The 18,636-nt window shown below is 64.0% G+C and carries 11 protein-coding genes and 1 pseudogene; 5 read left to right on the top strand and 7 right to left on the bottom strand.

Translation table 11 applies throughout. The features are described 5' to 3' along the window. Positions 1 to 8: 8 nt before the first annotated feature. Complete coding sequence (locus HU737_RS09020) at positions 9 to 3,131, bottom strand: multidrug efflux RND transporter permease subunit (RefSeq protein WP_186554585.1); 3,123 nt, start codon at positions 3,129 to 3,131, stop codon at positions 9 to 11. A gap of 11 nt (positions 3,132 to 3,142) precedes the next feature. Beyond that, positions 3,143 to 4,318 carry an efflux RND transporter periplasmic adaptor subunit gene (locus HU737_RS09025; protein ID WP_186554584.1) on the bottom strand — a complete coding sequence of 392 codons (1,176 nt, stop codon included), beginning with the start codon at positions 4,316 to 4,318 and terminating at the stop codon, positions 3,143 to 3,145. Positions 4,319 to 4,476: 158 nt separating this feature from the next. On the opposite strand from HU737_RS09025, the gene HU737_RS09030 reads away from it, so the two are divergent. Together HU737_RS09030 and HU737_RS09035 are read left to right on the top strand one after the other, a co-directional pair. Continuing rightward, positions 4,477 to 5,178: a response regulator gene (locus tag HU737_RS09030; protein ID WP_186554583.1), complete on the top strand. Its 702-nt coding sequence runs from the start codon at positions 4,477 to 4,479 to the stop codon at positions 5,176 to 5,178. Positions 5,179 to 5,185: 7 nt separating this feature from the next. Further along, a complete protein-coding gene (locus HU737_RS09035) occupies positions 5,186 to 6,484 on the top strand; it encodes an ATP-binding protein (RefSeq protein WP_186554582.1) in 1,299 nt (432 codons plus the stop codon). A 105-nt stretch (positions 6,485 to 6,589) separates the two neighbouring features. On the opposite strand, the gene HU737_RS09040 is transcribed toward HU737_RS09035, so the two are convergent. The 5 genes and pseudogenes from HU737_RS09040 to wecB form a co-directional block, all read right to left on the bottom strand. Then, positions 6,590 to 7,678 carry a GGDEF domain-containing protein gene (locus tag HU737_RS09040; RefSeq protein WP_186554581.1) on the bottom strand — a complete coding sequence of 363 codons (1,089 nt, stop codon included), beginning with the start codon at positions 7,676 to 7,678 and terminating at the stop codon, positions 6,590 to 6,592. Between the two features lie 118 nt (positions 7,679 to 7,796). Then, positions 7,797 to 8,636, bottom strand: a complete 840-nt coding sequence (locus HU737_RS09045; RefSeq protein WP_186554580.1) for a DUF4434 family protein — start codon at positions 8,634 to 8,636, stop codon at positions 7,797 to 7,799. After that, complete coding sequence (locus tag HU737_RS09050) at positions 8,636 to 11,626, bottom strand: phage receptor (protein WP_186554579.1); 2,991 nt, start codon at positions 11,624 to 11,626, stop codon at positions 8,636 to 8,638. The genes HU737_RS09045 and HU737_RS09050 overlap by 1 nt, the downstream gene beginning before the upstream one ends. Next, positions 11,623 to 13,795 (bottom strand): annotated as a pseudogene (gene nfrB, locus HU737_RS09055) (cyclic di-3',5'-guanylate-activated glycosyltransferase NfrB). The gene HU737_RS09050 and the pseudogene nfrB overlap by 4 nt, the downstream one beginning before the upstream one ends. Continuing rightward, a complete protein-coding gene (wecB, locus tag HU737_RS09060) occupies positions 13,792 to 14,946 on the bottom strand; it encodes a non-hydrolyzing UDP-N-acetylglucosamine 2-epimerase (RefSeq protein ID WP_186554578.1) in 1,155 nt (384 codons plus the stop codon). Before wecB ends, nfrB begins: the two are co-directional and overlap by 4 nt. 187 nt (positions 14,947 to 15,133) lie before the next feature. Between wecB and HU737_RS09065 the strand changes: the two genes are divergently transcribed. The 3 genes from HU737_RS09065 (at position 15,134) to yiaY (ending at position 18,593) form a co-directional block, all read left to right on the top strand. Next, positions 15,134 to 15,565, top strand: coding sequence for a PACE efflux transporter (locus HU737_RS09065; protein WP_186554577.1), 432 nt, complete (start codon positions 15,134 to 15,136; stop codon positions 15,563 to 15,565). Between the two features lie 187 nt (positions 15,566 to 15,752). After that, positions 15,753 to 17,315 (top strand): threonine ammonia-lyase, biosynthetic, encoded by a 1,563-nt coding sequence (gene ilvA, locus HU737_RS09070; protein ID WP_186554576.1) that lies wholly within the window; start codon positions 15,753 to 15,755, stop codon positions 17,313 to 17,315. A gap of 129 nt (positions 17,316 to 17,444) precedes the next feature. Then, complete coding sequence (yiaY, locus tag HU737_RS09075) at positions 17,445 to 18,593, top strand: L-threonine dehydrogenase (protein ID WP_186554575.1); 1,149 nt, start codon at positions 17,445 to 17,447, stop codon at positions 18,591 to 18,593. Positions 18,594 to 18,636 lie beyond the last annotated feature (43 nt).

Here is an 18,636-nt window from a genome sequence, read left to right on the forward strand (position 1 = left end):
TTGTCCAGTCAGCCTTCGCTGACGACCGCCGCGGTATGCTTGGCCTTGCCGCGCCCAGCCAAACGCATCACCAGCACAAAGAATACCGGCACGAACACCACCGCCAAGGTCGCACTGAGCATGCCGCCGATCACCCCGGTGCCAATCGCTTGTTGGCTGGCGGAGCTGGCACCGGTGGCGATGGCCAGCGGCACCACGCCGAGAATGAACGCCAGCGAGGTCATCACGATTGGCCGCAGGCGCAGACGTGCAGCGTGTACGGCAGCGTCCACCGGGTCTTGGCCCTGGTCGACCAGGCTCTTGGCGAACTCGATGATCAGAATGGCGTTCTTTGCCGATAGACCGATCAGGGTGATCAGGCCGACCTTGAAGAACACGTCGTTGGGCATGCCGCGCAGGGTCACGGCCAGGACCGCGCCGAGCACCCCCAATGGCACCACCAGCAGTACGGCAGTAGGGATCGACCAGCTCTCGTACAGCGCCGCCAGGCAGAGGAACACCACCAACAGCGATAGCGCCATCAGCAACGGCGCCTGGCTACCGGACAGACGCTCTTGCAGTGACAAGCCGGTCCATTCCAGGGCAGTGCCTTCGGGCAGTTGGTCGACCAGGCGCTGGATTTCAGCCATGGCCTCGCCGGAGCTGTAGCCAGCCGCCGGCTCGCCGGAGATCGCCACCGCCGGATAGCCGTTGTAGCGGGTCAGTTGTACCGGGCCACTGACCCAGTTCGCCTGGACGAAGGCTCCCAGCGGCACCATCTTGCCGCTGGTGTTGCGTACGTGGATCTTCAGCAGGTCTTCGACCTGGCTGCGCTGGTCGCCTTCAGCCTGCACCACCACCCGCTGCATGCGGCCTTGGTTGGGGAAGTCGTTGACGTAGTTGGAGCCCACCGCGGTGTCCAGCACAGCGCCAATGTCGGCGAATGACACGCCCAGGGCGTTGGCCTGGCGTCGGTCGATTTCCAGCTGCACCTGCGGGCTCTCGGCCAGCGACTCTTCGCGCACGTTGACCAGCACCTTGCTCTTGCGCGCGTTGGCCATCAGCTCGTCACGCGCTGCCATCAACCGCGCATGGCCAAGCCCGCCGCGGTCTTGCAAGCGGAACTCGAAGCCAGTGGACTCGCCCAGGCCGTCGATCGGCGGCGGCAGCACCGAGTAGGCGATGGCATCCTTGAGTTGACTAAAGGCCAGGGTCGCCCGGTCGGCGATGGACTGGGCGCTGTCGTCGGCACCACGCTCGGACCAGTCCTTGAGGGTGGTAAAGGCCAGTGCTGCGTTCTGGCCACTGCCGGAGAAGCTGAAGCCCAGGATCAGCGTGGTGTTGCCCACTCCAGGCTCCTCGGCGTTGTGCGCTTCGATCTGGGCGGCGATCTGCTCGGTACGGGCGCGACTGGCGCCAGGCGGCAGTTGGATATCGGTAATGGTGTAACCCTGGTCTTCGGTGGGCAGGAAGGCGGTCGGCAGCTGGCTGAAGCCAAAGCCCAACGCCACTAACAGCAGGCCATACACCAGCAAGTAGCGGCCACTGCGCTTGAGTGCCTGTACCACCCAACGTTGATAGCCGTTGCTCATGCCTTCGAAGCGCCGGTTGAACCAGCCAAAGAAGCCTTTGCGCTCATGGTGCTCGCCCTTGGCCACTGGCTTGAGCAAGGTCGCGCACAGCGCCGGGGTCAGGCTCAGGGCAAGAAACGCCGAGAACAGGATCGAGACTGCCATCGATACCGAGAACTGCTGGTAGATCACTCCCACCGAACCTTTCATGAAGGCCATCGGCAGGAACACCGCCACCAGTACCAGGGTAATCCCGACGATAGCGCCGCTGATCTGGCCCATGGCCTTGCGCGTGGCTTGTTTGGGTGGCAGGCCTTCTTCGGCCATGATCCGTTCGACGTTTTCCACCACCACGATGGCGTCGTCCACCAGGATGCCGATCGCCAAAACCATGCCGAACAGGGTCAGCACGTTGACCGAGAAGCCCAGCGCCAGCATCACGGCAAAGGTGCCCATCAGCGCCACCGGTACCACCAGGGTCGGGATCAGCGTGTAGCGCAGGTTTTGCAGGAACAAAAACATCACCGCGAACACCAGCAGCATCGCCTCGAACAGGGTAGTGATCACCTGCTGGATCGACACCTTGACGAACGGCGAGGTGTCATACGGGATGTCGTACTTGACCCCTTCGGGGAAGTAGTGCGCCAGCTGGGCCATCTTCTCGCGCACCAGGGTCGCGGTTTCCATGGCGTTGGCACCGGGCGACAGCTGCACGGCAAAGGCCGTCGACGGCTTGCCGTTCAGACGTGTGCCGTACTGGTATTCCTGGGCGCCAATCTCGACCCGGGCGACATCCCCGATGGTCACGCTGGAGCCGTCGGGGTTGGCGCGCAGGACGATGGCGGCGAATTCCTCAGGCAGGCTCAGCTGACCCTTGACCACCACGTTGGCGGTGATTTCCTGGGTCGGGCGGCTGGGCAGGTCGCCGATGCTGCCGGGGGCGACTTGCGCGTTCTGTGCGGCAATCGCTTCGGCGACATCGTTGGGCGTGAGGTTGAAACCGATCAGCTTGCGTGGGTCGATCCAGATCCGCATGGCCCGCTCCGAGCCATACAGCTGGGCTTTGCCAACGCCCTTGAGGCGGCGGATCTCGTTCATCACGTTGCGCGCGAGGATGTCGCTGAGCGCGGTTTCATCCAGGCTGCCGTCCTCGGAGGTGAGGGTGGCCAGCAAGAGGAAGCCGGTGGAGACCTTCTCCACCTGCAAACCCTGCTGGGTCACCGGCCGCGGCAGGCGCGACTCGACTACCTTGAGGCGGTTTTGCACATCGACCTGGGCCAGGTCCGGGTGGGTGCCTGGCTCGAAGGTCGCGGTAATGGTGGCGCTGCCCAGGCTGCTCTGCGAGGAGAAGTACAGCAGGTTGTCGGCGCCATTGAGCTCCTGCTCGATCAGGCTGACCACGCTCTCATCCATGGTCGCGGCCGAGGCGCCGGGGTAGACGGCGTAGATCTCCACCTGCGGCGGCGCCACGTTAGGGTACTGGGCCACCGGCAATTGCGGGATCGCCAGGGCGCCGGCCAGCAGGATGAACAGTGCGATCACCCAGGCGAATACTGGGCGGTCGATAAAGAACTGCGGCATGAATCAGGCCCTCACTGGCCGTTGTGCTGGACGATCGGAAGCGCGTCCTGTGATGACTCAACTTGCACCTGGTCGCCGGCCTTGACGTGTTGCAGGCCTTCGACCACCACCCGCTCACCTGCGGCGAGGCCTTCGCTGACGATCCAGCGATCGCCTTGCGCGCTGCCCAGGACGATCTGCCGTTCGCTGATACGGGCTTGCGCGTCGACCACCAGCACCTTCGGCACGCCCGCGCTGTCACGCAAGATCGCCCGCTGCGGCACGCTGATGCCCTTGGGCTGCACGGCCTGCTCCAGGCGCACGCGCACATAGCTGCCAGGCAGCAGGTCGAGATCCGGGTTGGGGAACTCGCTGCGCAGGGTGATCTGGTTGGTGCTCGGATCGACGCTGATGTCGGAGAACAGCAACTTGCCCGCCAGCGGGTAGGCACTGCCGTCATCCTGAATCAAGGTAGCCTTGGCCTGGCCTTCGCCGACCTGGCTCAATTCACCAGCGCGCAAGGCGCGGCGCAGGGCATTGAGCTCGCGGGTCGACTGGCTGACATCGGCATGGATCGGGTCCAATTGCTGGATGGTGGCCAGCGGCGTGGTTTCGTTCTGACCGACCAGCGCACCTTCGGTCACCAGCGCGCGGCCGATGCGCCCAGAGATCGGCGCGGTGACCGTGGCGTAACCCAGGTTCAGTCGCGCCCGCTCCAGGGCAGCCTTGGCCTCGGCGACTTCGGCATCAGCCTGGAGCAACGCAGCGCGAGCATTGTCGTATTCCTGGCGGCTGACCGCCTTGTCGTCGACCAGTTGACTGTAGCGTTGCGCTTGCAGGCGCGCCTGGTAGCGGGTGGCCTCGGCCTTGGCCAGGGTGGCGCGGGCGCTGTCGTGATCGGCCTTGAAGGGCGCCGGGTCGATCAGGAACAACACCTGGCCCTGTTTGACATCGCTGCCTTCACGGTACACCCGCTTGAGCACCACCCCCGCGACCCGTGCGCGCACCTCTGCCGTGCGCGGCGCCAGGATGCGCCCGCTCAGTTCGGTGCTGATCGCCAGAGGCTGGACCTGCACCGTTTCCACCCGCACCTGCGGCGTGGGCGCTTGTTCTTGCTGCTCGGCAGCATCGTCGCAGCCAGCGAGTAATACGCTCAGCAGCACCAAAGGCGCCAAACGGCGCAGGCGGGTAGGGCGGTGAGTAGACATGCGGGGTTTTCCGAAAATGACCAGGCGTATGCTAAAGCAGGCGCTCGCGGCGTGGGTGTGAAGCAGTGTAGGACGAGTGTGAAAAAGTGTAAGGAATGCCGCTGGCCAGGCGTAGGATTCTATATCCTGCCTCTCACCATTTCGCTACTACGCCCTTTATGCCGAACATTCTCCTGGTCGAAGACGACAGCGCGTTGTCTGAATTGATCGCCAGCTACCTGCAACGCAACGACTTTCATGTCCGGGTGATCGCCCGGGGCGACCACGTGCTGGAAGCGTTTCGCCGGGACAAACCTGACCTGGTGGTGCTCGACCTGATGCTGCCGGGGCTCGACGGCCTGCAAGTGTGCCGCCTGTTGCGCCAGGAATCCCAAGGCCTGCCAATCCTCATGCTGACCGCCCGCGACGATAGCTACGATCAGGTGCTGGGGCTGGAGATGGGCGCCGACGACTACGTGACCAAACCCTGTGAGCCGCGGGTGCTGCTGGCCAGGGTGCGCACCCTGCTGCGCCGCAGCAGTATCAATGAGCCGCGCCTGGAGAGTGACCTGATCCTGGTCGGCGGTTTGCAGATCAACCTGGCCGAACGCACCGTGACCTGGCGTGGCGAGGAAGTCGAATTGTCCAGCGGCGAGTACAACCTGTTGGTGGTGTTGGCGCGCAATGCCGGTGAAGTGCTCAGCCGCGACCGCATCCTGCAGCAGTTGCGCGGGATCGAGTTCAACGGCACCGACCGCTCGGTGGACGTCGCCATCTCCAAACTGCGGCGCAAGTTCGACGACAACGCCGGCGAAGCGCGCAAGATCAAGACCGTGTGGGGCAAGGGCTACTTGTTCAGCCGCGTCGAGTGGGAGTTCTGAGCGCATCATGCTGAAGATCCTGGTGCGCCTGTACCTGGTGATCATCGTCGCCTATGCCGGTGCCTTGCTGCTGATCCCCGACGCTATCGTCGGTGCCTTCCATGAGCGCTTCATGGCCTACAACCTCGACCAGGCCAAGGGCGTGCAGTCGCTGATCGTGCGCCAGTTCCAGCAGGCACCGCGCGAGCAGTGGCCAGCGGTGGAAAGCGACTTGGCGGCGCACTTCACGCCGTTGCAAGTCAAGCTGCTCAAGTGGGACGAAGCCGAGCTGACGGTGGCTGAGCGGGCACGTCTTGAGCATGGCTTGAAGGTGGTGCGCATCGGCGACTGGGGCTATTACCAGACCGCCCTGGCAGCGCTCGACCCGGACTGGCTGGTGAGCCTGCACAGCCCGCCGGATCCGGTCGATATCAATGTGTTGTCCTGGGGCGTGACGGTGTTGATCGGCGCCGCCATGCTCGGTTGCCTGCTGGTCTGGGTGTGGCCGCACTGGCGCGACCTGGAGCGGCTCAAGGAGACCGCCCGGCGCTTGGGCCAGGGGCAGATGTCGGAGCGCACACACATCTCGGCGCACTCGAACATCGGCGAACTGGCCGGGGTGTTCGACACCATGGCCGGCGACCTGGAGCGCCACGTCAACCAGCAGCGCGAGCTGCTCAATGCGGTGTCGCATGAACTGCGAACGCCGTTGACCCGCCTGGATTTTGGCCTGGTGCTGCTGTTCGACGAGGTCCCGCCAGCCAGCCGCAAGCGCCTGCTGGAGCTGGTCGGGCATGTGCGCGAGCTGGATGAGCTGGTGCTCGAGTTACTGTCTTACAGCCGCTTGCAGAATGCCGAGCAGGCCCGCGAGCGGGTCGAGGTGTCGTTGCTGGAGCTGGTCGACAGTGTGCTTGGCGGCTTTGCCGAAGAGCTCGATGGGCGCGGCATCCAGTGGGAAGTGCGCGCCGATGACAAGCTGCCGCGCTTTGTCCTCGATCCGCGCCTGACCGCCCGCGCGGTGCAGAATCTGGTGCGCAATGCCATGCGTTATTGCGACGAGAGCCTGCTGTTGCGGCTCAAGCTGGAAGCCGATGGGGCCTGTTTGCTGACGGTTGAGGATGACGGCATTGGCATTCCGGTCGAGGAGCGTGAGCGGATCTTCCAGCCATTCTATCGGCTCGATCGCAGCCGCGATCGCAATACCGGCGGGTTTGGCTTGGGGCTGGCGATCAGCCGGCGGGCGATCGAGGGGCAGGGTGGCACGCTTACCGTGGCGCAGTCGGTGTTGGGTGGGGCGCAGTTCAAGATTCGTTTGCCTGCCAGTTGAGGGTGTGTTTGTTCCGGCCTCTTCGCAGGCAAGCCCGCTCCTACAGGTTTTGTGTAGGGGCTGCGGGCGTGGGGTGACCACGCAGCGGCAGGTACTGGACCTGTGTCAGGCGCCCCCCAACTGGGCAGTCCACAACACGAACCGATCCTTGCCCGTATGCTTGGCCTCATACAACGCCTGGTCGGCACGTACCAGCGCCAGGCTCAGGCTATCGCCGCCGTTGACCTGGGCCAGGCCGATGCTGATCGTCACTGGATGCGCCCCCAGGTCTTCGCGCACGCGCTTGCACAAGGCTGCGACCTGACGCTCGGCAGCTTGCTGATCCAGGCCCTGGAAGAAGATCGCGAATTCCTCGCCGCCGAGCCTTGCGAACTCGAAACCTGCCATCGATGCCTTTATATGCCCAGCCACACGCTTGAGCACTTCATCGCCACTATCATGGCCAAATTGGTCGTTGACCTTCTTGAAGTTGTCGATGTCGATCATCGCCAGGAATTGCCCCGGCGGCGCTTGCTGCAACTGGCGTTCGGCCTTGGCCATGAACGAGCGGCGGTTGGGTATTTCAGTGAGCACATCGACATAAGCTTGCTCCAACAGCACCTTGGACATGTAGAAGTTGTGTAGCTTGGCCTGGCGGATGCGCAGGTAGCTGTAGATCACCAGGCCGCTGAGGAACACCGCATAACTGAGCAGCATGGCGGCTTCCAGGTCATCCAGGTCGATATTGGTGCCGTAGAAGGGGTTGAGCATCGCCCAGCAGATGGCCATGGCGCAGAAGAACGACCAACGCCGTACCGGCAGCACCGAGACGCTGTAGAGCACCGTCGACACGCCGAGCACCAGCCATACCGGGCGCAGGGCGATAGGGATGCCCTCGATCACCAGGCGCATGCCTAGGGTGATCACGGCGATGAACAGCAAGTTGAGCACATCGAAGTGGTGGCTTTTGCGGGTGAAACCCAGGACCACGGTGATACAGCCCAGTAAACCCATGAACAGGCCAGATAGCCAGGTGAAGCCTTGATCGCCCAGGTAACTGACGATCAGGTCGAAGATCAGCCAGATGCCAATGCTGCAGCAGAAGATCAACTGGCAGAACGGACGCATCAGCTCGAATTCGTGCTGGCGAAATTCCGCGCGCAGGGCGGCGGGGGCGACCTGCTTGCGCACGTGCTCTTCGATGGTTTTGAACATGGTTTAGTCGGGGACTCCTTGCTGGCTGTACTGGCCTCATCGCGGGGCAAGCCCGCTCCCACGTGTAGCGCTACTCATTGTCGCGGGCTTGCCCCGCGATGAGGCCGGTGAAACCCACTCAATTGACCGGCAATAAACCCTGCGCCCAAGGCCGATAACGCAAGGCGAACACGGCTTGGGCGTGGCACCCACCGCTCAGCGCCGGCGGCGCAGGCTCGGCGCGAAACGGCTGCCCCGGTGCGCTGGTCTGGCGAAACGCCTCCCGGACAATGCCGACCCGGCAGGGCAGCGCCTGTTCATAGCCCTGGCGCACCAGCGCCGGCAAGCGCCCAGTGCCCGCGCCATCCTGCCACCAGACAGTCAAGCCCATGCCGCTCAGCTGTTCCAGCCACACACCAGTGACCCGCGGCGACAGCTTGCCGGCGCTGAACGCGCTGATATGCAGCGGCTTGTCCAGTTGCCGGTTGAATGCTTGCAACTGGCTGTGCAGCGCCTCGCGGCGGGCAGCATCAGCGAAGTGCAGGTCGTCCAGCTCCATGGGCAGGTACCAGCCCGCCAGCTGCACGTCCCATTTGGTCTGGACCTGTTGCAACTGGGTCAGGGAACGGCCCAGTTGCGCTTTCCAGTAGTCCGACAGCCCCTGGGCGTCCAATTGCTCGATGCGTTGGTAGTAGCCGGGGTCCATGTACAGCCCAAGCACCAGTTCCAGGCCTTGCGCGTGGGCTTCGCGCAGGCTGTTGGCCAACCAGCCCTGAGCGCCACCGAAATCGCTGTCGCCATAAGCACTCCACTGCACGATCAAGGTCTTGCCGCCCTGGGCCACGGTGGCGCGCCACAGCTGTTGCCACTGGGCCGGGGTGAGCGCTGCATCGCGGTTCAGCGGTTGATAGAACAGGCGCTGGTCGGCCAGCGCCGGTAGGCACAACAGCAGCATGCCAATTGCCAGGAGCTTGCGCATCAGAAGGTCATCTCCACACCCAGGAGCACGCCGTTGGCCCGCTCATAGAGGTTGCCGCCCAGTGCCTGCTGGTACTCGGCGCGCACTTTCAACGAGCCGCGGTAGGCGTTGTAGCGATCATCATCGAACCACCATTGCCAGCGCAGGCCGACGCCGCTGCGCAGATCCTGGCGCCAGTCGTTGCTGGGGTCTTGGCTGGCGAACTCGACAAAGCCATAGGGCATGATCGTCTGCGGCGAGTCGACCGGCAGTTTCCAGGCGTGGCCTTGCTGATAGCGCGACAGCCAGGCGTGGTCGCCGGCGCGAGTCCACCAGGCAGCGTCGAGGTAGAGGAAGCGCTCGTTCCATTGATCTTCATCGATGCGCCAGTCGTTACGCCAATCGCCCTGGTCGAGCACCGAGGCGGTGGCGCGCAGCAGCAAGTCGTTGCTCGACTCGGCGTGCCCGCGCAGATCGCCCCAGTTATCGCCGACCTTGCTCGGGCTGAGCAACTGGCCAAGGCTCAAGCCGTTGTAGTGCTGGTCGTCGATCTGGCGCTGGTGATAAAGCTCGGCGTAGAGGTTTAGGTTGGCCTGGCCGAACGGTTTCCAGCGCAGGCCTACGCCAGTGCCCATGCTTTGCGCGTAGTCGGAGCGCCCCGGACCGCCAAACAGCACCCGGCCATACACCGACAGGGTACTGCCATTGCGGCTGGGCTGTTCGCCCAGGGCATGGTCCCACATCGCCAGCTGCACGTTCTGCGAGCGCGCCCGGCGCTCGCTACGGCCGGTGTCGAAGTTGTCGTTGGTCGAGGTACCGGCGGGCGACCAGGTGCTGGCCAGGGTGATGCTGTCGCGCCGCGACAGGGTTTCGTGGGCACGACGCTGGCGGTATTTGCGCGCTTCCAGGCTGCCGTATTCGTCGTCGCCGTCGACCACATGCTGCTCCACATCGATGACGCGGCGCAGTTCGCGGCGGGCCGAGGCACTGTCTTCGACTTCGTCATAGCGCAGCGCCAGGGTTTCGCCGAGGCGGTAGTCCTCGGGAAAATCGCGGGTCGAACGCTCAAGGTAGGGGATCGCTGCGCGGCGCTGTTGCGGGTCCGCCGAGCTTGCCAAACGCATGCCGTAGTCGGCGCGGTAGCGCGGCTGGTCAGGCGCCAGGCGCACCGCTTCGGCCAGCCAGGCGGTGCTTTGCGCACTGTCACCGGCCGCTTGGGCGGTGCCCGCGGCGGCGTAGTAATGATCGGCTCGTGGGGTGTGCGCCAGCGCCTGGCGTTGCCGGTTGAGCGCTGTGTTGAAATCGCCCTGGCGCTGGGCGATGGCGGCGCCCAAGGCCCAATCATCGGCGCTTTTGTGCGCTGCCACCTGCCAATAGCGCTGGGCGGCTTGGGCGTCGCCTGCATTCAAGGCGCCTTGTGCGGCGGTCAGGCGGGCGTTGTCGGTCCAGGCTTCGGCGGGCAGGCTGCGCCAGATTGGCAGGGCTGCTTCGAAGTCACCCGCTGCCTGCAGCGCATAGGCCAGCGGCAGACGGCTGGCAGTGTCGCCCAGGCCTTCTGCGGCCTGGTAATAAACCACCGCTTCGCCGGGATGCTCGGGCATGGCGCAGCGGCCCAGGGCACGGTATTGGCCGGGTTCGGTTGGTTTACCCGGGATTACCCCGCGCACCGCATCGCACTGTCCGGCTTCGGCCAGGCGCGCGAGCAGTTGCGCCCGGGTGGCGGCGTCGACCCGGGGGACCAGCGCCAGCATGCGGCGGCTGTCCAGCGGGCCATCATTGCGTGCGTAAAGGTTGCCCAGGCGCCGCAGCAGGGACGGCGTCAAGCGGCCCTGGCGACGGTCGTAGGCCTGCACGAGCAGGTGTCGTGCGCGCTCGGCCTGGCCTTGCTCGACTAGCAGGAAACTGGCTTGTTCGAGCGCCGCCAGGTCGCCGCTTTGCCGGTAACGCTGCTCCCACTGCGCGGCCGTGCGCGGCTGCGGTGGTTGCGGCGGGTCGCCATACAGGCGTTGCTTGAGCACGGCATGGGCGCGTGGGTTGTCGTCGCGGGTACAACCCTTGAGCTGCTCGCGGGCCAGCGCAGGATCGTGTCGCGACAGCCAGTCGACCGTTTCCAGGCACGGTTTGCCGAGCTGGTTGCTCAGCTGCTGGACCTGCGCCGCGTTATCGCCCTGGCGCGCCAGTTCCCACAGTTGCTGGCGTTGCTCGGGGTGTTGTAGCTGCTCACTGGGCAGGCTTTGCAGCCAGCGCTCGGCCTGCTGATTATGGCCCACGGCGATTGCCCGGTTGGCCATGGCCAGGCGCGTCTGGTTGGCCACCTCGGCCGATGGCGCGCTGGCCAGGAGTTTGTTCAGGCCGTTTTCGTCGACTTGCTGCACGTAGGCGTTGGCCAGTCGCTGCCAGTTCTCGGCTGACAGCTGGCCCTTGTCGGCCAAGGGTTGCAGTTGCTCGATGGTCTCGCCCCAATTGCGCAACTGTTCGGCGAAGTTGGCCCGTGTCAGGCGCAAGACCATGCCGTCGCCATGCGCTGGCAGTTGGTTGAGCCACGCCAAGGCTCGCCCGGCGCCTCCGAACTTGGCCAGGCTCATGCTGTAGGCCTGCCACAGGCGCACACGGGTGTTGCCTTCGCTGCTGGCGATCCAGCCCTCGACCTGGCTGGCCGGTGGCGGGTCTTGCTCGATCCAGGTCAAGCGCAGTTCGAGCAGGGCGTCGGCGTGCTCGGGGCTGTTCTGCAACTGCTCGGCCATTGCCTGGGCTTCTTTATAGCGGCGCTGGTGGGCCAGTGCCGACATCAGCAAGGCACGTGCCTCATCGTTGTTCGGTACCCGGTCGAGCACATGGCGAGTCAGCCGCTCGACCTCGGCCCAGTTGTCTTTCTGCGCCTCGCGATAGCCACGCTCCATGAAGGGATAGCTAGTGAAACGCTGGAAGTCAGTCATCGGGGCTGCCAAAACCGGCAGGGCGGTGGAACACAGCAACAAGGTAGTCAACGTCAGGGAAATACCGGGCTTCATGCCACCTCCCGCGTCAGGTCATAGGCAGCCTGCTGTTCGCTGGCTTGTTCGGCGAGGGCTTGTTGCAGCACCTGCTCGGTGATGATGCCGCGGGCGATCAGGTGCTCGCCCAGGCTCATGGTGTCGGGGTCGAAATCGATCAGCGCCTGATTGAACAAGGTCGCCGGGACCATACCGCGCACTTGCAGGAGTGCACCGAGCATGACCTGGTGGGTGCTGACCTTCTCGATCAGCTCGGCGTCATCCTGATGACGCTCCAGCACGGCCAGCATCTGTTGGGTCTCGGGTTTTTGCCAGGGGCTGGGATAGTGATAACGCAGGCCCAGCGTCACCCGCCCCTGGGGCGCCAAGCGGCTGCGCACCGGGCGCTTGAGCTGGCGGCTGATGACCCCCAGCGACACCTGGCTGACCGGGCTTTCACTGGCCAGCACCAGCGTGTCGCCATCTTCCGCCACAGGCAGCACGCCATAGTGAACGGCCAGGCGGCGCGGGAGTTTGCCGATCAGCGCTGGGGGGATCTTGAACGGATTGAGTGGTGCCCAGGGCAGCTCCAGCTGTTCAGCCAGGGTTTCGACCAGTTGCTCGCTGGTCAGCCATCCACGCAACAGCAGTTCGCGTCCCAACCGGCGGCGTACTGGGCTGGTGATGGCTTGCTCAAGTTGCGCTTCGCTGATGTAGCCTTTTTCAACCAGACGATGGCCCAGGGGCGTGCGAGCTGGTGAGGCGAGGGCCGGGAATTCGTGGGTGGTTGTCCCAGGCCACTCGCCGTGAATCACCCATTTCCATCACTTGGCGCAGGGCACGCAGGTTGGCGAAGAAATTGACGAAGTTGCTCCACATCATCCGCGGCGCCGACAGCAGCCCTTCGCCAATACCGTAGTAGCGAGTGACGAACCAACCACGCTGGAACAGCCGATTGATCAGCAACAAGCCGTTGAGCCAGAGCAGGGTGGAGAGCAGCCAACTGTCACCCAGGATCGACATGAAGCGCCAGGATTCAGGGGCGATCACCGTCACCAGCCACATCGCCAACAGGACCAGGAACAACAGGTTGACCAAAAAGCTCAGCAGGTAGGCGAACAGCCCGCGCCGGTCACGCCAAAGGAAGTAATTGAGCGCGCCCTTGCGGCTCCAGCCCAGGTTGCTGGTGCCTTGGAACACGATGCCGACGATCCAGCGCGACTTTTGCCGAATGGCGTGCTGCCAGTCGCGCGGGAAGTGTTCGCGCACGCAGATCACCTGGGAGAAGGCCCGGCTCATGCCGAACCGCCAGTCCTGCTTGAGCGTCAGCGCCGGGTCGGTGATGGAATAACGGGCGAAGATGCACTTCATGCCTTTTTGTTTCAGGCGAAAACCGATGTCGTAGTCCTCGGTCAGACTCTGCACATCGAACGCGATGCCGTCACCGTCCTCGAGCAGCGCGCTGATCGCCCGCCGGCTGAAGCAGGTGCCGACCCCGGCACTGGGCACTTGCCCGGTCAACGCTTCGCGGACGATGACATCCTTGCCGTGGTTTTCGGCGAACTCATCCACGTAGTGCCCAGCGGTGAAGCCTTTCCATTCTGGCGCGTAGGGATACACCGGGATCTGGATCATGTCCTTGTTGGGCAGCAGGTAGTTGAACAGGCGCAGTTCCATTGGCGAGATGACGTCTTCGGCGTCATGCAGGATGAACCCGGCGAACTCGATGCGTGCGTCCTGCTGGAACCGCAGGATGGCGTCGATGATGTTGTTCAGGCAGTCGGCCTTGCTGGTCGGGCCTGGCCGGGCGCAGACCACTTTGTGCACGTTGGGGTAGTGCAGGCACACCGCATCGACATCGGCTTGGGTCTGCGGATCGTTGGGGTAGGTGCCGACGAAGATCTGGTAGTTCTCGTAGTCGATGGTCGAAGCGGCCAGGCGCGCCATCTCGCCGACCACGCCCACCTCGTTCCAGGCTGGCACCATGATCGCCAGGGGTTTTTCCGGCACTTCGAACAGGCGTTTCTCATCGGCCGGTTCGTATTTGTCATAGATCCGGAAGCGCCGCACCAGCTTGCGGCCCCAGTAGCACAGGTCGATGAACAGGTCATCCAGGCCGAGCAGGAACATCAGGCTGGCGAGGATGATGGCGAGAATCTTCAGGCCGAACAGTACATAGGTCAGAAAATCGATAAAGGCCAGGCTCATGCGTCGTCTCGTCCGTTTTCGCGCTCCTCGAACCAGCGTTGCAGGCGTTCGGCAATGCGCTCGCTGGCATGGCCGTCGCCGAACGGGGTGTACACCCGAGCCATTTGCCGATACGCCTCGGGGTCATCGAGCAGTTGGCTGGTTTCCCTGACGATGCGTTCGGTGAGGGTGCCGACCAGCTTGACCGTACCGCCTTCGAGCACTGACGGACGTTCAGTGACCTTGCGCAGGACCAACACCGGCTTGCCCAGCGCCGGCGCTTCTTCCTGGACCCCGCCAGAGTCGGTGAGGATCACCTGGGCGCGGTCCATCAGCCAGACGAAGTGCTGATAATCCTGGGGGGCGACCAAATGGATGTTGTCGCGGCCCGAGAGCACGCCGTAGACAGCTTTTTGCACCTGGGGGTTGAGGTGCACCGGGTAGACGAACTGCACGTCTGGGTAGCGCAAGGCCAACTCGGCCAGCGCCAGGCAGATGCGCTCGAAACCGGCGCCGAAGTTTTCCCGACGATGGCCGGTGATCAGCACCATACGCTGATCAGCGCCCAGCACTGCCAGCGGCGAATCGGCTGCCGGATGCCAGCCGCTGGTGTTCAGATGCGCGCGCATCCACAGCAGCGCGTCGATCACGGTATTGCCGGTCACTTCGATGTGTTCGGCGGGCACATGTTCGCCCAACAGGTTGTCGCGGGACTTGGTGGTAGGGGTGAAATGCAGATCGGCGAGCACCCCGGTCAGGCGCCGGTTGGCCTCTTCCGGCCAGGGTTGCTGCAGGTTACCGGTGCGCAGCCCGGCTTCGACATGGCCGATGGGGATGCGCCGGTGAAAGGCGGCGAGGGCGGCGATGAAACTGGTGGTGGTATCGCCGTGGACCAGCACGATGTCCGGGTTTACCTGTGCGTAGGCCTGGTCGATCTTGTCCAGCAGGTCGCGGGCCAGGCCATTGAGGGTCTGGTTCTTGGTCATCACCTGCAGGTCCTGATCGACCGACAGGCCGAAGGCAGTCAGCACTTGTTCGAGCATTTCCCGGTGCTGGCCGGTGGAGCAGATATGCAGGTCGAGCTCGGGCCATTCGCGCAGCACGCGCGCTAGCGGAGCCATTTTGATCGCTTCTGGGCGGGTACCGAAAACCATCATGACGGTATGGGGCATCGTCTCGCTCCTCGTCCGATTCCGTGTCCGAAGTTGTACGAATGCGTCGCGCTTGTAGGAGTTAGATACAAGCAGGCGAACCAGGGGTTGTCCAATTGCGTGCGCAGCGGCCAGCGGATGCTGCAAAGGTTGAAGATCCGCCCAGAGCGGCGTACCGTTTCTGTCCATTTCTCATCAGGAGGCCCCCATGCAAGGCAAGGCCCGCAAGATCGTCCAGGCCATCTGCTATGAAGTCATCGCCGTGGCCTGCGTAGCGCCGGCGCTGTCGTTGATGTTCGACGCAGGCATGGCCCATTCGACGGTGCTGTCGGTGCTGATGTCGGGCATCGCCATGAGTTGGAACATGGGCTACAACTGGGCCTTCGAGCGCTGGGAGGCGCGTCAGCAGCAGCGTACCCGTACCCTGTTGCGCCGGGTGCTGCATGCGTTGGGCTTCGAGGGTGGGCTGGTGTTGATCCTGCTGCCGCTGGTGGCGTTCTGGCTCGACATCAGCCTGTGGCAGGCATTGCTGACCAACCTGGCCTTGTTCGTGTTCTTCTTCGTCTATGCCTTCGTGTTCCAATGGGGCTTTGACAAGGTGTTCGATGTGCCGCTCTCGGCCCAGCACGTCAAATGTTGACTTGCCGTACCCAGGCAGGCTAACGTCAGCGCCCATGAATACCTTCCCGCAACGTCGCGCCCTGAGCATTATTATTACCGCCATTATCGGATTGGCGGGCTAGCGCGTACGTGCACCGAACCCGCCCTGGAGGCGGGTTTTTTCTCTCTGACTCCTGGGCAAATCAAAAAAAAGCCAGGAGTCATCGATGACCAGCCTCAGTGTCAGCCCGCGTACCGCCACCACGCCGCAACAATTGCTTTCGGAGCAGGTGCGGCGGATTCTTGCCGCCCCCGTGTACGACCTGGCCATCGAGACCCCACTGCAAGTCGCCCCCGCCTTGTCGGCAAGCTTGGCTAACCAGGTGCTGCTCAAGCGTGAAGACCTGCAGCCAACCTTCTCGTTCAAGATCCGCGGTGCCTACACCCGGCTATCACGGCTGACCACTGCCCAGCGCGAGCGCGGGGTGATCACCGCCTCGGCGGGCAACCACGCCCAGGGGGTCGCCCTGGCTGCGGCGCACCTGGGGATGCGTGCGACCATCGTCATGCCCACCACCACGCCGACGCTGAAGATCGAAGGCGTGCGTTCTCGCGGTGGCAATGTGGTGCTGCATGGCGAAAGCTTTCCCCATGCGCTGGCCCACGCCCTGCGCCTGGCCGACGAGCACGGCGCGACGTTCGTGCCGCCGTTCGACGATCCAGACGTGATCGCAGGCCAAGGCACCGTGGCCATGGAGATTCTTCGCCAGCAGCCTGGGGCGCTGGATGCGATCTTCGTGCCGGTGGGTGGCGGCGGCCTGATCGCCGGGATTGCCGCCTACGTCAAATACCTGCGGCCCGAGGTCAAGGTGATCGGCGTCGAGCCGCAGGACTCCAACTGCCTGCAAGCGGCCATGGCTGCCGGTGAGCGGGTGATCCTGGCGCAGGTCGGCACGTTCGCCGATGGCGTTGCGGTGGCGCAGATCGGCGCCCATTGCTTCGAATTGTGCCGACATTTCGTCGATGAAGTGATCACCGTCAGCAGCGATGAGCTCTGCGCGGCGATCAAGGACATCTACGACGACACCCGCTCTATCACCGAGCCCTCTGGCGCGTTGGCGGTGGCCGGGATCAAGAAGTACGTGGCCCGTGACGGCGTGCAGGGGCAGACCCTGGTGGCGATTGACTCGGGCGCCAACGTCAATTTTGACCGCCTGCGTCATGTCGCCGAGCGGGCCGAGCTGGGTGAGCAGCGCGAGGCGATCATCGCCGTGACCATCCCGGAGCAGCCAGGCAGTTTCCGCGCATTCTGCCAGGCCCTGGGCAAGCGCCAGATCACCGAGTTCAACTACCGCTATTACCCAGGAAAAGAAGCGCGGCTGTTCGTCGGGGTGCAAACGCATCCGCTGAACGACCCGCGTGAACAGCTGCTGGCCAGCCTGCGTGAGCAGGGCTACAGCGTGCTCGACCTGACCGACAACGAATTGGCCAAGCTGCATGTGCGTCATACCGTCGGTGGGCATGCCGCGCCTGGGGCGGATGAGCGGGTGTTGCGCTTTGAGTTCCCGGAGCGGCCGGGGGCGTTGTTGGGCTTTTTGGAGCGCTTGGGCAAGCGTTGGAACATCAGCCTGTTCCATTACCGCAACCATGGTGCGGCCGAGGCCCGGGTGTTTGCCGCGCTGGAAGTGCCTGGGGATGAACTGGCGGGCCTGCCGGTGGCGTTGGATGAAATGGGCTATCGCTATTGGGATGAGACGGATAACCCGGCGTATCAGCTGTTTTTGGGCTAGAAGTACCGCGCCCATCGCTGGGCAAGTCGGCGATGGGCGCGTCACTCACAACACATTGCCCTGGATCAACACCCTTCGCGCCATTCAGGTCGATCCTCAAGCCAGACCCAGTTTGCCGAGGAACCGCCCATGAGCAGCACATTCTTCATCCCCGCCGTCAACATCATGGGCATCGATTGCCTGGAGGAGGCGATGACCGCCATTGCCGGCTATGGCCTGCGCAAGGCATTGATCGTCACCGACGAAGGGCTGGCGAAGGCTGGCGTGGCCCAGCGTATCTCCGAGATGCTGGCAATGCGTGACATCGATTCGGTGGTGTTCGACGGCGCCCAGCCCAACCCGAGCATCGCCAATGTCGAAGCGGGCCTGGCGGTGCTCCAGCGTGAACGCTGTGACTGTGTGGTGTCCCTCGGTGGCGGCTCACCCCACGACTGCGCCAAGGGCATTGCCCTGTGCGCAACCAATGGCGGGCATATCAGCGATTACGAGGGTGTCGACCGCTCAAGCAAGCCGCAGTTGCCGCTGATTGCGATCAATACCACTGCCGGTACGGCCAGCGAGATGACTCGCTTCTGCATCATCACTGATCAAGCACGCCACGTGAAAATGGCCATTGTCGACCGTAACGTCACGCCGATTCTCTCGGTCAACGACCCAGCCTTGATGGCCGCTATGCCCAAGGGCCTGACGGCCGCGACGGGCATGGACGCCCTGACCCATGCCATCGAGGCGTATGTGTCGACAGCGGCAACCCCGATTACCGACGCTTGCGCGCTCAAGGCCATCAGCCTGATCAGCGACAACCTGCGCCAGGCGGTGGCGGACGGCAAGGATCTGCAAGCGCGGGAGAACATGGCCTATGCCCAGTTCCTTGCCGGCATGGCGTTCAACAATGCCTCGCTCGGCTACGTCCATGCCATGGCCCACCAGCTCGGCGGCTATTATGACTTGCCGCATGGGGTCTGTAATGCGGTGCTGCTACCGCACGTGCAGCGCTTCAATGCCAAGGTCAGTGCGGCGCGTCTGCGCGATGTGGCCAAGGCCATGGGCGTGCGGGTGTGTGCCTTGGATGCGCAGCAGGGCGCGGGGGCGGCGATCAGCGCAATCGAGCATCTGGCTGCGGCGATCGGCATTCCCGCGGGGCTGGCGGAGTTGGGTGCCAAAGTCCAGGACGTGCCGGTCCTGGCTGAAAACGCGTTGAAGGATGCGTGTGGGCTGACCAATCCGCGGCCGGCCAGCCAGGCTGAGATCGAGGCGATCTTCCGCGCGGCGTTCTGATCGTTCAGCTCAATCGCCGGACACGTCCCAGTGACGTGTCCGG

Source organism: Pseudomonas urmiensis (genome assembly GCF_014268815.2).
GTDB classification, from domain to species: domain Bacteria; phylum Pseudomonadota; class Gammaproteobacteria; order Pseudomonadales; family Pseudomonadaceae; genus Aquipseudomonas; species Aquipseudomonas urmiensis.

Excerpts from the sequence above, each read along its gene's own strand:
- HU737_RS09020 (WP_186554585.1), bottom strand. The coding sequence starts at position 3,131 with ATGCCGCAGTTCTTTATCGACCGCCCAGTATTCGCCTGGGTGATCGCA.
- HU737_RS09025 (WP_186554584.1), bottom strand. The coding sequence starts at position 4,318 with ATGTCTACTCACCGCCCTACCCGCCTGCGCCGTTTGGCGCCTTTGGTG.
- HU737_RS09030 (WP_186554583.1), top strand. The coding sequence starts at position 4,477 with ATGCCGAACATTCTCCTGGTCGAAGACGACAGCGCGTTGTCTGAATTG.
- HU737_RS09035 (WP_186554582.1), top strand. The coding sequence starts at position 5,186 with ATGCTGAAGATCCTGGTGCGCCTGTACCTGGTGATCATCGTCGCCTAT.
- HU737_RS09040 (WP_186554581.1), bottom strand. The coding sequence starts at position 7,678 with ATGTTCAAAACCATCGAAGAGCACGTGCGCAAGCAGGTCGCCCCCGCC.
- HU737_RS09045 (WP_186554580.1), bottom strand. The coding sequence starts at position 8,636 with ATGCGCAAGCTCCTGGCAATTGGCATGCTGCTGTTGTGCCTACCGGCG.
- HU737_RS09050 (WP_186554579.1), bottom strand. The coding sequence starts at position 11,626 with ATGAAGCCCGGTATTTCCCTGACGTTGACTACCTTGTTGCTGTGTTCC.
- wecB (WP_186554578.1), bottom strand. The coding sequence starts at position 14,946 with ATGCCCCATACCGTCATGATGGTTTTCGGTACCCGCCCAGAAGCGATC.
- HU737_RS09065 (WP_186554577.1), top strand. The coding sequence starts at position 15,134 with ATGCAAGGCAAGGCCCGCAAGATCGTCCAGGCCATCTGCTATGAAGTC.
- ilvA (WP_186554576.1), top strand. The coding sequence starts at position 15,753 with ATGACCAGCCTCAGTGTCAGCCCGCGTACCGCCACCACGCCGCAACAA.
- yiaY (WP_186554575.1), top strand. The coding sequence starts at position 17,445 with ATGAGCAGCACATTCTTCATCCCCGCCGTCAACATCATGGGCATCGAT.